This is a genomic window from Nocardioides sp. (assembly GCF_036503465.1).
Lineage (GTDB): Bacteria > Actinomycetota > Actinomycetes > Propionibacteriales > Nocardioidaceae > Nocardioides.
The window spans coordinates 1-15,600 of sequence record NZ_DASXWU010000089.1 but is presented as its reverse complement, the minus strand read 5'-3'; the positions used below and the strand labels follow the sequence as shown (position 1 = coordinate 15,600).

The window sequence follows — 15,600 nt, the reverse complement described above, 5'->3', positions numbered from 1 at the left end:
TATCAGTATCGTCTCGGCGTGCCTCCATTAGAACACACGTTCGAATCGGTGTCAACCGCTGTTCCACAGCGACCCCACGCAGCACGGCCGGCGCACGGGAGACGTCATCCACCCCGCGCAGCCCGGAACGCCCTCGTCCACCCGGTGGCAGTAGACCTTGCTCGTGCGTGGCCACGTCTCGCACGCCTTGAGGATCACGCCGGCCGGTCCGAGAGGGACCCGGAGGAGGTAGGGCAGCGTCGAGTCGCCGTCCGGGTTGCGGGCGATCACGAAGTCGTCCGGCACGCGGGCAACGCTACCCAAGACGTCAGCCCAGGACGTCAGCCCAGGACGTCAGCCCAGGTCGTCTAGATCCCAAGCTCCTTGCGGAGCCGGTCGAGGTCCATGTCGAACGGCGTGGGGTTCCGTCGGTGCTGCCACTCGTAGTCGTCGAGAAGCGCTATCAGGTCGTCACGCCGCGCTGACTGAGCCGCCTCACGAGGTGTCTCGCCACCCAGGGCCGGGATCGAGTCGTCGAGCCACCGCTCCTCGAACGTCCGCGCGATGACCTCGCGGTCCTCGGACGACAGGTCGGACAGGTCGGACATGTCGGACAGGTCGGACAGGTCGGACAGGTCGACCGACTCCTGCCTGAAGTCGTCGGCCTGGCGCTCCCGAGCCACGGCGTCGGGGTCCAACAGCACCGTGGACTCGTCGACGAGCCGGGCCCGCGGGTCCACCTCCGCCAGGATCTCCTGCAGCGCCCTGAGCCGCTCGACCGCGTTGGTCTCCAGCACCAGCCGTCCGCCCTGACGACGTACCGTCCCCAGCACGGTGTCGTCCGGAGAGAGCCGATGCAGGGTCTCCTCGCCCGGATCCGCCTCGAGCCGTGTGGCCAGCCGGCGCCACGTCTCATCCAGGGCCGCCACCTCGTAGCGCGCCGAGCAGAGCACCAGCTCCTCTCCCCCGGTGGTCTGCACCGCCGGCCGGGGCGGCGCGAACGCCAGCGCCGCCAGCTGCCGAGGAGAGCCGCCCTCACGGAGCAGCCCCAGCAGCCGAGGGCGCATCAGCCGCGGGATGGACGAGGGCGGCGACTGCAGACGCAGCGTCCCCGACCCGTCGTCCAGCGGCCGCCCGAGGAGTACGTCGTGAGGCTCGACCTCGCGGGACAGGCGGCGGTCCGCGACCTCGAGCTCCTCGCGGGTGAGCAGGTCGGTTGCGACGATCCCGCGCATCGGCAGCACGCGTCGTACCTCCAACAGCCTCATCGGCCGCCCGACCCACGACTCCGCGAGGGCCCGCTCGTCGGCCGGCAGCAGATCTCCCATGACATTGAGGAACTCCTCGAGCAGCCCGCCGTCACCGATCGCGAAGTCGTGGACCATGGGATTCTCGAACGCCTGCCGCGCGGCCTCGCGGCTGTCGGGCTCGGCTCCGGCGAGCACGGCGCCCCACTCGAACATGTCGGCGCGCTGCGGCGTCCGCTGGGCGAACATGCAGACCTTGACCCACAGCCAGTGCGCGCGCTGCTCCAACGGGTGTACGGCGGTCCGGCCGTGGCACACCTTGTACTTCTTGCCCGAGCCGCACGGGCACGGCCGGTTGCGGCCGGGGCCGTCCGCCGGTGGTTCCAGGAAGGCCCGCAGCGTGGTGATCTCGTCCGAGCCGGCGGGCAGCCCACCCAGACGATAGAGCCGGTCCGCCTCCCGGGCCTCGCCGGCGATGGCGTGCAGGTCGGCGAGGTCGACGAGCGCCTCGCGGTTGCCGGGGTCGGCCTCCAGGGCCGCCTCCAGCAGGGCCCGGTACGCCTTCATGTCGCCACGGGCCTCGGCGCCGCTCGCCCGCAGCAGTCGGGGTACGGCGAGCAGTCGCTCGTCGACGGCCTGCTCCATGGCTTCCAGGAACGCCTCCAGCGACGGCTCGGCGATCACGTCCGGCGACACGAAGCCCAGCAGCTCGTGGGCATCGAGGTCCCGGGCGAGGTCCTCCAGCCCGTCGGCCGGGACCTCGTGCTCCCGACGCCAGTGCGCCGTCGCCGCCTTCCACCGGCTCCACAGGTCGCGCTGATCCTCGGAGAACCACTCCGGCGGCTGCTCGCCCCACGTCGCCCCCGGCCGGCAGACGTATCCGTGCTGCAGCTCGTACCCGAGCGACGTGGCCAGCAATCCGAGCGGTGGCAGCGGCCGTCGCAGCGAGTCGGGATGAGCACTCCGCATCCGGTACACGATCTCCGCGCCGCTCGCCCCGGGCGCGGTGGGGTCGCCGTACTCCTCGTCGAGGGCGACCGCCTCCTCGATGATCCCGGCCAGGGCCGTCATCTCCTCGGTGTAGGGCTCGTCGTCGTACGCCGTGGGGTCGGCCGCCTCGAGCCGCAACGCGCCGTCGACGTAGCGCAGCCCGATGAGGTCGGTGGGCGCGAAGTCGTCGAGCCATCCCTCGGGCCCCTGCAGCGCCTCACGCGCGTCGCCGGGTACGTCGTACCCGTGGTCGCGGTAGCGCAGGGCGACGGTGCCGCCGCCCACGAGCGGGCAGCCCTCGTCGGCGAGCATCGCCCAGACGTCGAGGTCGGTGCCGGCCTCGAGCATCCCGAGGTTCTTCTCCTCGGCCGTGAGCTCGTGGGTGACGACGACGTCCTGGCTCAAGGTCGGAACGTGGCCGAGGGTGTCGTCCTCGAATGCCCAGATCTCCTCGTGGGCGATCAGGTCTGCGTGCAGGTCCTCCAGCGACACGATGGTGCTGCGCTGGGCCAGTGCCTTGCGGAGGTCCTCCAGCGATCGAGCACCCTCCGCGAGGATGTCGAGCGCTGCCCTCACGACCTCCGGCTCGAGTCGCGGCGCCCGCGGCTCGAAGGAGGTGGGATCCCACGTGTGGCCCAGCGCCGCCGGCAGTCCCCAGCGCCCCAGGGCGGTCAGCCGCCGGTCGCGGTCGAGGATGCCGAGGTACGTCCAGAGCGGGGCGAGGACCTCAACCGCCGTCTCGAGGACGTCCAGCCGGCCCTCCGGATCCTCGACCTCGCCCTCGATGTCCTCGAGACCGTCGATGTCGACCTCCGCGGTCGCCGCGTCGAGCTCGGCGCCGACCCCACGGCGTACCAGACCCAGCACCAGGCCCAGCCAGTCCACGTGCTGCAGCGCCATCACCGACGCCAGCTCCTCGGCCGGTGTGTCGGGGAGCTCGGCCGGCGAGATCGTCGAGGCCGCGGCCTCGAGCCACAGGACGGCGTCGCTCGGCAGGTCGTCGGACCAGCCGTTGGCGACCCGGAAGTACCCCGCGTCCCGATTCCCGGACTCGAGGTCGCGCCGCAGCCTCGCGCCCGCCGCGTCACGCTCCGGACCCGGCAGCGGGATGTCGAGGCGTGCGAGGTGTTCCCTCAGGTACGCCGCCGCCTCCCGGTCGACCTCCGCCCACGCCTCGAGGAGCTTCTCGTCCTCCTCGTCGTCGAAGCCCCAGGAGTCCTCCGACGGCACACCGTCGTCGCCCACCCGGCACACGCTACGACGTACCTGGCGAAGACTTCCTGCCTCCTGAGCCGTAGATTCACAACACACCGGCCAACCACGGGGAGAACACCCATGCGCGTGAACGTCGTCATCGGCTCCATGACCCTCGGCCTCACCGCCACCCTCCTCGCCGCCTGTGGCGGCGGAGGCAGCAGCTCGACCTCCTCCGGCAGCTACTGCGACGAGCTGAAGTCGGACAAGACCTACTTCGACAGCCTCAACGGCAGCAACGCCGACATGAGCAAGCTCGACACGGTGTTCGCGAAGATGCACACCCTCGCCGACAAGGCGCCCGACAACGTCTCCGCCGACTGGAAGACCCTCGACAACGCCATCACGACGCTTCAGGACGCCCTGAAGGCCGCCGGCATCACACCCAGCGACCTGGCCTCGATGCAGGCGGGACAGGTGCCGAAGGACGTCGACCCGGCCAAGCTCCAGGCGGTGCTGCCGAAGCTCCAGGCCCTGAACAGCAGCGACGTCAGCGCGGCCGCCGACAAGATCGCCGCCGACGCCAAGAAGACCTGCGGCGTCGACCTGTCCGCGGGCTGACCCAGCCGTAGCTGCCGAGGCGCCTGCCTCGTCAGTTGGCTGCGAACTCCGCCGGCGCCAGGAAGTCGGTCAGTCCCAGCAACAGGTGGTCGCGCCGCTCGATGCGCACGTACGCCGGCACCGGGCGCACCCGATCGGTCCAGGCCCAGCCGTCCCAGTACCGCTCGCGACCGCTGCCGACGGCGTACCAGCCCGCCTGCGCGGCCGTGTCTGTCGTGCTCATGCATCCCCCGGAGCTGCTTCTCGGAACGTCCGCACCCTAGGCGCGCTCACCGAGGGGGTGGAGCGGAACGGCGAACAACGGTCCGATCGGTCAGACCTCGTGGGACCAACGACCCGGATGAGGGTCCCGAACGAGCCAGGTGGGGCGGCCGCAGCCGACCGCCCCAACCGACCGCCTACGGAGCGGCGCTGCCGAAGGCCTCGATCTCCGACATGTCCATGAAGTCGCAGCCGGAGAAGTTGCCGGGGCACGACCCCACCTGGAAGACCTGCGGCGTGACCATCGTGAACCTGACGAACAGCACGTTGGTGCCGCTGCCCGCCGCCGGGGTGATCGACACCAGCGTGCCGCGCTGGTCGACCGTGAACGTGCCCTGCGACGCAACGGTCCAGGTGGTGCCGTCCGGCGACGTCTCCAGCTTGTAGTCACCCGTGGAGGCACTCCCCGCGTCACCACAGGTCGCGCTCGGGTCGACCGCGAACTGCGTCACGTTCACCGCCTGGGGCATCCGGATGGTGATGGCCTTCGGCGTGTTCGGTCCCGGCAGGCCGTTCACCAGGTCCGACGTACTGCCCCAGCCGGTGGCACGGGACTGGTCGATCGCGAAGTCGGGTCCGCAGTCGGGGGTGAAGTCCGGGCCGTCGAACGCCGTCACCTGGGCGCCGCCGGACGCCGCCAGCCAGTCCTTGCGCAGCGCGAAGTCGCGGGTCGTCGTACCGGTCCCGACCGTCACCGACACCGTGACGCCGTCGTAGCCCGGCGCGGACGCGGTCACCTTCGGGTAGGTGCCGACCGGCAGCCCACTGAGCGTGTAGCGGCCGTCGGCCCCGGTGACCGCCGTCGTCGTCGTCCCCGCGATGGGAGTCGCGATGACGACCGTGGCGCCGGCCAGCGGCTGGCCCGAGTCGATCTGGGTGACGACGCCCGTCAAAGTCCCCGTCGCCGACCCCGGTGCCGGCGGCAGCGAGAAGTCCTCACCCGGCGCGGAGTCGTTGCCGTTCAGCGCGGCGGCGAAGAAGCCCATGCCGCGGCGCGCGAACACCGACCAGATCGCGTCGTGATGCGAGCCGCCGAAGACCGCCTCGTCGGCCGAGAGGATCGCGTTGCGCTCGTCGAGGTACGACGGGTTGGCCGGCGAGAGCGACATCGCCCGGGTGACGATCGACTCGGCCGCCGAGGACCCGATCTTGCTGCGCAGGTCCCACAGCGTCTGGCTCCAGATCTCGCCGTCGGCGTGCACCTCGGGGACGCCGACGATCTTGCCGTAGTCGCCGTAGGTGTAGCCGCCCTTGCCGGCGCCCGGCGTACCCGGGCAGCGGGTGCTCGTCTTGTCCGGCTGGCAGTCCATCGGCTCGGTGCGGTCCAGGAAGACGCCCTGCCCGTCGTACGGGAAGATCACCAGGTCGCCGATGGTCTTGCTGTCGGTGGCCAGCCCGTGGGCGACCAGGTAGTCCTGGGCGTACCAGTCGCTCCAGGCCTCGCCCATCGCGCCCGCCTGCACGCCGCCGAGCGTCGAGGCGCCGGAGGCGTCGACCACGAGCCGGTTGGACAGGCCGTGTGTGTACTCGTGGTACACCGTGTCCGCCTCGTCGCCCACGTTGGTCGGCGAGAACGGGTCACCGTCGGGGTACGTCGTGCCCGGCGTGTGCTGCAGGTACATCTGCATCCGCGGCGCCTGCCCGTCCGGCGGCGTACTCATGTTGGCGTTGTCGACGTGGCTGCCGTCCGGCAGGCCGTTGTCGATCGCCGCACCATCGTCGGTCTGCGCCTGCACCGCGTCGCCGCCCTTGCCCGACCGGGTGAAGTTCTTGGCCTGGAAGTTGCCGGCCGCCTCCGTGAAGCCGATCGGCGCCGCCATCAGGTGGTCGTGCCAGTTGTTGACGTAGTCGAAGACCTGCGCGGCGTTCTGGTTGCGGTTGGTCTGCCAGGAGAACGGCACGTCCGGGTTCCACGAGCACGGCCACGGGTTGTCGCAGAACGAGACGTTCGCCAGGTGGAACGGCACCAGCGGGTAGTCCCACGAGTTGCCGGTGCGCGGCGGGATCTCCTCGGTGCGGTTGACGGTGTTGTCGTCGTTGGTGTCTGCGTAGGTGTGCGTGTTGTTCCCGTTCAGCGTGCCCGCCGTCGCCGGCAGCCAGCCCTTGGCCGTGTAGTCGACCGGGTGCTGGGTCCCGCCGTTGGACGCACCCGGGAAGTAGTCGAAGGCCAGGCCGTCGGCCGGGTCCTGGGCGGGGCCGGCGTCGCTCTCCAGGCTCTGCCGGAGCAGCACCCGCCCGCTGTCGTCGATGACGTGCAGCGCCGGGTGCGCGGCGGACATGGTGACGGTCTCCCAGCCCCTTTGGGTGCCGGACGGTGTCTGGAAGAGCACCGCGTGCGCCTTGTCGGCCGGCCCGGCACGCAGGCTCTTCTCGCCCAGGTCCGCCCGAGCCGCGCGGATCGCGGCCGACCCGGTGGCCACCCGGCCGCCGGCAGCCACGGCGTGCAGCCCGGACACCGGTGAGCCGAGCACGCTGAGCAGCCGGCCGCTGCGGGTCACGTTGGCCTGCAGCCCGTTGCCGAACAGCGCGATGCCACCCGCCCGCTGGATCCAGGACAGGTGGTGGATGCCCGCGATGTCGACGTAGTCACGACGGAGGTGGAACGTCGAGAAGTCCGACGAGCGCAGTCCGAACGCCGCCGCGTGCGCCCGGACGTAGCCCATCGCGATCCGGGCCGCCGGCGCCCCGCTGCGCCCGGTGAGGAAGCCGTTGGTGCGGAGCACCTGGCGCGGAGTCCCGGTCAGCCCGTCAATCTCGAGCACGCCCTCGGTGCCGAGCGACTTGCGCAGCGCCTCCGTCGCCGGCCGGCTCGACGCCAGCGCCGCCTTGCGGGCCAGGGCTCGCTGGACGGCGGGAGTACCGCCGGCGCGGTCGTCGTACGCCGGTTTCATCTCCGAGCGATCGGCGGCGCTCGACTTGGAGGCGACCATGTCCCCCCGATGACCGCCCGCAGCGGCCGTGGCGACCGGCCCGGCCGCGACGGCCAGCCCGGTGGCCGTGCTGATCGAGACGAGAGCAACGAGCCAGCCCCGGCTCGTCCTGGCGGCGAAACCTCCGGCCATGTCCACCCCTATGGAAAAGCCCGGCCCCCGCCGAGCGGCAACAGTCTCACCCGACGTTGGTTGCCGATACAAGAGGTGGTGGAACCTTGACACAGCCACGACGTCACTACGCGACGGCCCCGTGGCGTTACAGGTTGGTCGTCCGTTGAGGCCCCCGGCGATGGACGAGATCTGCTAGTCGCACCCGTACCCGTCGCCGTCGGCATCCAGATCGTACGGGTCACTGCCCGTGACCCGGACCGTCCCGGAGACATACTTCGGGCCGTCACCTGAGCCACCCGCACAGTCATAGTCGTACGCCGGAGGGAGGCACGGCGAGTAACCGGGAGTGCAGTTCTGCGTCGGGGTCGGCGCTGCCGTCTGGGTCGGTGTTGGTGTCACCGGCAGGACCACGTGCGCCACGACGATGGTGACGACAGCGTGGGGGCGCACCGGCAGTCCGGACAGCGGAGACTGGCTCAGCACCACACCGTTTGAGCCCGACGTCGTCGTCTTGCGGATGGTGTGGGTTCGGAAGCCGGCGCCCCTGAGCACCTGCACAGCCGCACTCGCAGATTGTCCTACGACCGCGGGGACGCGGGGGAGCGGTGCGGCGATTACGAGCGGGATGCCGGTGCCCAGCAGCACCTTCTTGCCGCCGCGGAATCCCTGGGACAGAACCGTCCCGGGGGGCAGGGCCGAGGGCCGCCGCTCGATGTAGCCGCCGAGGAGGTGGTGGGAGCGAAGCGTTTGGCGCGCCTCTCCCAGCGACATGCCGGCAAGCATCGGAACCGTCGCTTGCTTGACCTTGGCGGCGTGAACCTTCGGTGACGCGCTGTGGGTCGCCGCCGCGCTCTGGGTCGGTGCCGCAGCCTGCGGCGGAGAGGCCGGCTTCTTGTCGTCGCCCGATCCGGGGGTGAGCGAACCGATGATCATGAGGACCACCACCGCCGCGATCGTGATGACCCACCAGCGTCGCCACCACGGCCGCGTCGTGGTGGCGGAGTCACCGGCTTGGCCCAGCCGTGCGGTGCTCTGCGCGGGCGGCGCCTCGAGCGAGTGCTCCGTCCAGACCTTCCCGTCCCAGTACCTGATGCGCCCCGGGGTCGTCGGGTCCGGATACCAGCCCGCGTTCGTCGTAGGACCTGTCGTCGTCATCGTGCCACCCCGTGTGCTTCACGGCCGTTCTCCCACAGCCGCCGAGGCGCACACCGTAAGTCGGTCGAGGCGACCGTGTTCACCGAACGTAAAATTTCGGCTCCGGCCGAGAGTCGGGGCAGCGGGGGTCGTGAGAAAGTCTCGTGATACGTCAGAGTTTCGAACTGCGCCACGGGAGCAGCCATGGGTTTCTCGGTGAGGTTGGCCCCAGGAGTGCGCGTGCGAGCGTCCAGCCGGGGTGTTCGCACGAGCCTCGGCCCACGGATCGCCAGAGTGCACGTCGGTGGCGGGCGCACCGGATTCTCGACCGGTGTGGGCCCGGTCTCGTACTACACGAGCGGATACAGAGGCGGTACGTCGTCCCGGAGCCGAAGCCGAACGGGAACTGCCACCACCAACCGTCAGCTCGCTGCCGCGACACGGGCCGCGGAGAAGCAGGAGCAGGCACAGGCCCTTGCCCAGGCTCTCCTCGCGATCCTCAATGTGCATCGAGCCCAGTTTGACCTCGCGCAACGACCGATCGCGCCCGCGCCTCCCCCGATCGACGTAGCCGCCTTTCGGACCAAGCACGTCAAGGAGGCGAAAGCCTCAACCAGCATCTTCGCGCGATCGGCTCGCAAAGCAGCCCTCGAAGAAGCGGAACGCCGCGCCCAGGCGGACGCGTCCGAGCTCGCTGCTTCCTACGAGCAAGAACGCGTCCAGTGGCAGGCGTCCCTGGACGAGCAATGGGCCGCCTTGAACGCGAACGACCCGGACACCGTTCTGACGGTCCTCGCGGATGCGTTCGAGGACAACGAAGCCGCCGCCGCAGCCGTTGGCGTCGATGGCTCAGAGGTGACACTCGTGGTGGTGGTCCCTGCCGTCAGCAGCGTCCCCGAACGTAAGCCGACCACGACGTCTGCCGGCAATCTCTCGCTCAAGAAGCTCACCAAGCGGGAGACGGCGGACATGTACAAGCAGCTGGTGTGTGGCCAGGCCCTGGTCACGGTGAAGGAGGCGTTCGCCGTCGCCCCCGCCCTCACCGCTGCCCGGATCGTCGCCATGCGTGCCGCAGCCCCCGACGCCTACGGCAAGATCCGCGCCGAGGTCGTCCTCGCTGCTCGATTCGCACGGTCAAGGCTCGACGGGATCCAGTGGGACCACGCGGACGCAGCCCAGATCGTCAACGACGCGAGCACCGAGCGCATCCTCATCCAGAAGGGCGCGGTTCAAGAGCTCATGCCAGTCGACCTGTCCAGGGAGCCTCAGCTCAAAGAAGTAGTGGACGCCGTCGACTTCGAGGAACTCGTCTAACCGGCGGGCGACGACTCGGTTCCCGTCCCGAGCCGCACGACGGCGTCCGAAAGTAGGACGTCCGATTGTCCTTGCCGTACGACCCGTCGCCGAGGAGTCTCTTCGCCAGGGAGCTTCACGACCACCAGGGGGCCCGCCATGCCGGGTTGGTACGTGCACATGGACGCCGCGCGTCAGACCGCGGAGAGACTCCGCGCCGGAGATGTCCCGCCAGGACTCGGCGTCGATCCGGCCGACGCGCAGGAGCTCGGAGAGCTGTGCCACACCTGGCGCAACTACCTCGCGCTCGGTGCGATCGGGCCGGACCTCTTCTACATGCTCCCCGACTTCGCCAACACCAAGGGCTGCGTGATCCGCCAGGTCATCCAGTGGGCGATGGACGTCTGGGCGGAGATCGACGCCGAGTTCATCAGCCGGTGGGAGAAGTGGATCGAGCCGATCAGCACGAACGCATCCCAGCTCGCGTCGCAGCTGACGGGTGGGTTGTCCGCCCAGCTCGGCCAGATCCTCACCGAGCTCGCCGCCGCGATCATGGACGCGTTCAAGGGGCTGCTCGCGGTGATGGGCGACTGGTTCGGCGTCCTGACCTCCGGTCCGCCGCAGGCCTACGCCGACGAGGCCTTCTACTGGAGCGACATCTTCCACTACCGCAAGACCTACCAGTTCCCCTTCGTCCTCTACCGGCAGGCCCGCGAGGCGCTCGCAGCTGCCACCGACGACGACGCGCGGAAGGACGCGGAGGCCCGGCTGGCGTTCGCGGTGGGCTGGATGTCGCACTGCGCGACCGACGTCACCGGTCACCCCTTCACCAACGCCAAGTGCGGCGGTCCCTACCGCGACCACTGGCAGCGCCACCACCTCGTGGAGGGCCACTTCGACTCGCAGAACTACGACGCAACCCATCCCGGCCCGCTGTACGGCGAATTCGGCACCAGCGCCCTGCACTTCTGGGTCGCCCTCCGCCACCGCGACGACGCGCCGTACGGCGGACGCGACGACGCCCCGGCGTACGACTACTTCACCGGCTTCCCGGCGTACGACGACGCCGACGGCCCCACGCACGCGGCCAGCCGCGCCGACTTCTTCGACATGGACTCCGGTGAGCTGCCCACCCACCTCACCGATGCGCTGCTCGACACGATGGCCGGCGTCCACCCGCGCGGTCCCAAGATCCTGACCCAGGACCCGCAGTTCTCCGCCGACGACGCGTCGGGAGACCCCGACGGCCGGCCCAACGCCCAGGCGATGGCGCAGATGTGGGCGATCGTCTACGGCTACCTGAAGATGGCCTGCCGCGACGGCCTCTCGCCGCGCAAGCCCGCACCGCCGGACGTCTTCACCGACCACTCCTTCCCCACCCCGCCCGGTGGCGGCGGTGGCGGCGTGGACGACGACCCGTCGCGGGGCGCGGACGTCGACGATGACGACGACTTCACCCTGATCGACCTGCTGCTCGCGATCTTCGCCTGGGCGGTCTACATCGCCGAGGTCGCGGTGTGGCTGGCCACCATCCTGCCGAGCCTGATCCTCGATCCCCTCCTCTGGCCCGCGCGCGAGGTCGTCTACTGGACCGTCGTCGTCCCGGCCTGGAACCTCTACATGCTGGCCCGCCGGGCGCTGGTCATGTCCGCCTTCCTGATGCCGAAGCCGGAGGAGGTCGCGATCGGGCTCACCCGCCTCGGTGCGACGGTGGAGTACGACGTGGGCGGAGCGCTCGACGACCCGTTCGGGATCGGCGGTGGGTCACCCATCCCGCTCGACGAGCCGTCCGGCCGGCTGTCGGCCACGTCGTCCCACGGCCTGGACCCGGCGTACCCGCGCAACGTCGTCCGCGACCACCCCGGCGACGTCGTCTGGCCCGACATCGCGGCCGCGCTCACCCTGACCGGGCATCTGCGGTACGCCGGCGACGGGACGCAGGAGTTCAAGCCGAGCGAGTGGATCCTGCCGTGGAAGTACCCGTTGAAGAACCTCGCCGGTCAAGGCGTGCCACGCGAGGGCGCGGCCACCCACGCCGGCCCGTACGTCGCCGGCACGGACAGCACCGTGCTGCTGTCGGCGATGGCCGGGGACGCGACCGCGCGCGAGGAGCTCGAGAAGGCCACAACGCCCGAGGACACCTTCACCAGGCTCACCGCCCTGCTCGCCCAGGACCGGCACCTCGGCGCCCCGGTCGACTACTCGACGTACCTGGTCGCGTGCGTCCTGCGCGACCGCGACCAGGAGGACTTCGGCGTGCCGGACTTCAACCTCGACGCCGACCGCGGCTACGCCTGGAAGACCTGGGACTGGAGCCGGCACAACCTCGCCCGCGACCCCAGCGACCCCGACATGCGCGGCTCGTGGGAGTGCGTGCCGGACTTCACCGCGACCCAGCAGTCGGACTTCAGCTACGCGCAGCCCTGCACGCCGCCGCAGCAGTTCCACGCCGACACCGACAACCCGCGGCAGGAGGATTCGAACGGCGATCCGCTCGACGCGCAGTGGTACGACCCGCACCTCGACCTGCAGGCGCACTACCTCACCCGCGTGGACGCGCCGCCGCCCGAGAGGTACGGCTATGACCCCTGCAAGGAGCACCCCGGGGAGCCGCACGATCTCGAGACCGGACTGGACTGGCAGCGCCGCCTCGCGGAGAAAGGCGGAGACCGATGAGCGGCCCGAATCGCGATACCCAGCGTGGCACCGACCCCGACGTCGTCGTCGGCAAGGACGAGGAACAGCCCGAGTGGCGCGACCCCAACCCCGGCTGGCAGCCCGACCCGGGCCTGGCCGACGAGTGGCGGGGCCTGGCCGCCGAGATCGGCCGAGAGCGACGGCCCCGGCGCGAGCAGGTCTACCCGTACCTGCTGATCCGCGCCACGGTCGGCGACCGCGGCGTCCGCCCGACCTGGCCGCCGACCGCGTGCTGGGAGTCGCCGGACATCCTGCTGATCGACGCGTCGTACACCGGACCGTTCGACCCGGTCTGCGGCTTTTAGCTCCGCGTAGACCTCTTCGAGTGCGCTATCGGACACTTCTTCGACCCCTGCGTCTTGTCGTGGCCTGGCTGGACCCGACGCCAGCGGAGCCAACCGATGTATTAGCTGCAGCCGCTGGTGCTGCCGCAGCCTTCGCAGACGTAGCAGGAGCCGGCGGGGCGCATCTTGGTGCCGCAGGTCATGCAGAGGGGGGAGTCCACCGCGGTGCCGGTGATCTTCTCCAGGAGTTCTGCGGAGGTGTGGGCTTCTTGGTCTCGACTCCGCTCGACCACCGATTGGGCCGGGACTTCGCGTTGCTCGGTGCCGTGCGTGTCCTTCGTTTCGGTGTCGGCACCTTGGGTCTCGACACCGCTCGCTGCGCTCGCGGGCTCGACCACCGAGGTTGCGGCCGGCTCGACCACCGAGTTGTCGTCGTCCTCGACATCGACGATCGAAGCGTCGGGGGCGGAGAGGTCGCCGATGACTTCGCTCGCGCTGCCGACTTCTTCCTCTTCCACCGGCTCGTAGCTGCCCGTCTCGAGGTAGCGCTGGCGCTCCTCGGCGGAATAGATGCCGAGCATCTGGCGGTCCTCGAAGGACAGGTAGTCCAGGGCGAGGCGGCGGAAGACGTAGTCCATCAGGGACTTGGCCATCCGGACGTCGGGGTCGTCGGTGAGGCCGTTGGGCTCGAAGGACAGGTTGGTGAACTTCGAGACGTAGGTTTCCAGGGGGACGCCGTACTGCAGGCCGATGGAGACGGCAATGGAGAACGCGTCCATCACGCCGGCGAGGGTGGAGCCCTGCTTGCCGAGCTTGAGGAAGATCTCGCCGAGCTCGCCGTCCTCGTGGGCACCGGAGGTGAGGTAGCCCTCGGCGCCGCCGACCGTGAAGCTCGTGGTCAGCGACTGCCGCGACTTCGGGAGGCGCTTGCGGGTCGGGCGGTAGACCACGACCTCCTTGACTTCGCTGGTTTCGAGACGGGCCCCCAGGGGGCCCTCCTCAACCACCGAAGTCGCGCGGGCCTGGTCGGCCTTGGCCGAGTCGGATTTCCCGTCGGCGAGGGGCTGGCCGACCTTGCAGTTGTCGCGGTAGACCGCGGTGGCCTTGAGGCCGAGCTTCCACGACTGGAGGTAGATGTCCTCGATCTCCTCGACCGTGGCGGTCTCGGGGAGGTTGACCGTCTTGCTGATCGCGCCGGACAGGAACGGCTGGGCGGCCGCCATCATCCGGACGTGGCCCATCGGGGCCAGGGCGCGTGCGCCCATCGCGGTGTCGAAGACCTCGTAGTGCTCGGTCTTCAGACCGGGCGCGTCGATCACGTGGCCGTGCTCGCCGATGTAGGCGACGATCGCCTCGATCTTCTCCTCGTCGTACCCCAGCTTCTTCAGGGCCCGCGGGATGGTCTGGTTGACGATCTGCATCGAGCCGCCGCCGACCAGCTTCTTGAACTTCACCAGCGAGAAGTCGGGCTCGATGCCGGTGGTGTCGCAGTCCATCATGAAGCCGATGGTGCCGGTGGGGGCGAGCACAGACGCCTGGGCGTTGCGGAAGCCGTTGGCCTTGCCGAGCTCGACCACGCCGGCCCAGGCCTGGGTGGCCAGCTTGTGCACGCGGGCGTCCTCGAGGTGGAGGGTGCGCACGGCGTCGTTGGCGGCCTGGTGCTTGCGCATCACCCGGTTGTGCGCCTCGGCGTTGCGGGCGTAGCCGGCGTACGGGCCGACGATCGCGGCCAGCTCCGCACTCCTCTTGTACGACGCGCCGGTCATCAGCGACGTGATCGCCGCGGCCATCGAGCGGCCGCCGTCGGAGTCGTAGCCCAGACCCATCGCCATCAGCAGCGCGCCGAGGTTGGCGTAGCCGATGCCGAGCTGGCGGTAGTCGACCGTGGTCTTGCCGATCGCCTCGGTCGGGAAGTCGGCGAAGCAGATCGAGATGTCCATCGCGGTGATGATCAGCTCGACGGCCTGCTGGAAGAGCTTGGCGTCGAAGGTGTCGTCGTCCTTGAGGAACTTCAACAGGTTGAGGCTGGCCAGGTTGCACGAGGAGTTGTCGAGCGACATGTACTCCGAGCACGGGTTGGACGCGGTGATCCGGCCGGTCTCGGGGTTGGTGTGCCAGTCGTTGATGGTGTCGTCGTACTGCAGGCCCGGGTCGGCGCACTCCCACGCCGCCTGGCTGATCTTGGCGAACAGCTCGCGGGCGTCGACGGTCTCGATGACCTCGCCGGTCTTGCGAGCCTTGAGCCCGAACGTCGTGCCGTCCTCGACCGCGCGCATGAACTCGTCGCTGACGCGCACGGAGTTGTTGGCGTTCTGGTACTGCACGGAGGTGATGTCGCGACCGCCGAGGTCCATGTCGAAGCCGGCGTCGCGCAGCGCGCGGATCTTGTTCTCCTCGCGCGCCTTGGTCTCGACGAACTCCTCGATGTCGGGGTGGTTGACGTCGAGCACGACCATCTTCGCCGCACGCCGCGTCGCACCGCCGGACTTGATGGTGCCGGCCGAGGCGTCGGCGCCGCGCATGAAGGAGACCGGGCCGGACGCCGTACCGCCGCTGCTGAGCAGCTCCTTCGACGACCGGATGCGGGAGAGGTTCAGGCCGGCGCCCGAGCCGCCCTTGAAGATGAAGCCCTCCTCCTTGTACCAGTTCAGGATCGAGTCCATCGAGTCGTCGACGGAGAGGATGAAGCACGCGGAGACCTGCTGCGGCGACGGGGTGCCGACGTTGAACCACACCGGCGAGTTGAACGAGAAGTACTGGTGCAGCAGCAGCCACGTGAGCTCGTGCTCGAACAGCTCGGCCTCGGCCAGGCTCGCGAAGTAGCCGAAGGTCTCGCCCGCCTCGCGGTACTTCTTC

At 69.9% G+C, this 15,600-nt stretch carries 10 protein-coding genes; 4 read left to right on the top strand and 6 right to left on the bottom strand.

The window, feature by feature from the left end; genetic code table 11:
- Positions 1 to 51: 51 nt before the first annotated feature.
- Positions 52 to 285, bottom strand: a complete 234-nt coding sequence (locus VGK78_RS16060) for a hypothetical protein (RefSeq protein ID WP_331528719.1) — start codon at positions 283 to 285, stop codon at positions 52 to 54.
- Positions 286 to 347: 62 nt separating this feature from the next.
- A complete protein-coding gene (locus VGK78_RS16055) occupies positions 348 to 3,461 on the bottom strand; it encodes an SEC-C domain-containing protein (RefSeq protein ID WP_331528718.1) in 3,114 nt (1,037 codons plus the stop codon).
- Positions 3,462 to 3,551: 90 nt separating this feature from the next.
- Here VGK78_RS16055 and VGK78_RS16050 point away from each other — a divergent pair, with 90 nt between their 5' ends.
- Complete coding sequence (locus tag VGK78_RS16050) at positions 3,552 to 4,031, top strand: hypothetical protein (RefSeq protein WP_331528717.1); 480 nt, start codon at positions 3,552 to 3,554, stop codon at positions 4,029 to 4,031.
- Between the two features lie 31 nt (positions 4,032 to 4,062).
- Here VGK78_RS16050 and VGK78_RS16045 read toward each other — a convergent pair whose 3' ends face one another.
- The 3 genes from VGK78_RS16045 to VGK78_RS16035 all read right to left on the bottom strand — a co-directional run bounded on the left by VGK78_RS16045 (position 4,063) and on the right by VGK78_RS16035 (position 8,491).
- Positions 4,063 to 4,254 (bottom strand): DUF2510 domain-containing protein, encoded by a 192-nt coding sequence (locus VGK78_RS16045; RefSeq protein ID WP_331528716.1) that lies wholly within the window; start codon positions 4,252 to 4,254, stop codon positions 4,063 to 4,065.
- A 175-nt stretch (positions 4,255 to 4,429) separates the two neighbouring features.
- Positions 4,430 to 7,354, bottom strand: coding sequence for a M36 family metallopeptidase (locus tag VGK78_RS16040; protein ID WP_331528715.1), 2,925 nt, complete (start codon positions 7,352 to 7,354; stop codon positions 4,430 to 4,432).
- 174 nt (positions 7,355 to 7,528) lie between these two features.
- Entirely contained in the window at positions 7,529 to 8,491 is a 963-nt protein-coding gene (locus tag VGK78_RS16035; protein ID WP_331528713.1) for a PASTA domain-containing protein, read from the bottom strand.
- A gap of 273 nt (positions 8,492 to 8,764) precedes the next feature.
- Between VGK78_RS16035 and VGK78_RS16030 the strand changes: the two genes are divergently transcribed.
- The 3 genes from VGK78_RS16030 (at position 8,765) to VGK78_RS16020 (ending at position 12,765) form a co-directional block, all read left to right on the top strand.
- Positions 8,765 to 9,784, top strand: coding sequence for a hypothetical protein (locus VGK78_RS16030; protein WP_331528711.1), 1,020 nt, complete (start codon positions 8,765 to 8,767; stop codon positions 9,782 to 9,784).
- Between the two features lie 138 nt (positions 9,785 to 9,922).
- Positions 9,923 to 12,439 carry a zinc dependent phospholipase C family protein gene (locus VGK78_RS16025; RefSeq protein ID WP_331528709.1) on the top strand — a complete coding sequence of 839 codons (2,517 nt, stop codon included), beginning with the start codon at positions 9,923 to 9,925 and terminating at the stop codon, positions 12,437 to 12,439.
- Positions 12,436 to 12,765 (top strand): hypothetical protein, encoded by a 330-nt coding sequence (locus VGK78_RS16020; RefSeq protein WP_331528708.1) that lies wholly within the window; start codon positions 12,436 to 12,438, stop codon positions 12,763 to 12,765. Before VGK78_RS16025 ends, VGK78_RS16020 begins: the two co-directional genes overlap by 4 nt.
- 101 nt (positions 12,766 to 12,866) lie before the next feature.
- Here the strand turns inward: VGK78_RS16020 and VGK78_RS16015 are convergent.
- The coding region (locus VGK78_RS16015) for a vitamin B12-dependent ribonucleotide reductase (protein WP_331528707.1) at positions 12,867 to 15,600 on the bottom strand (2,734 nt) is incomplete at its 5' end.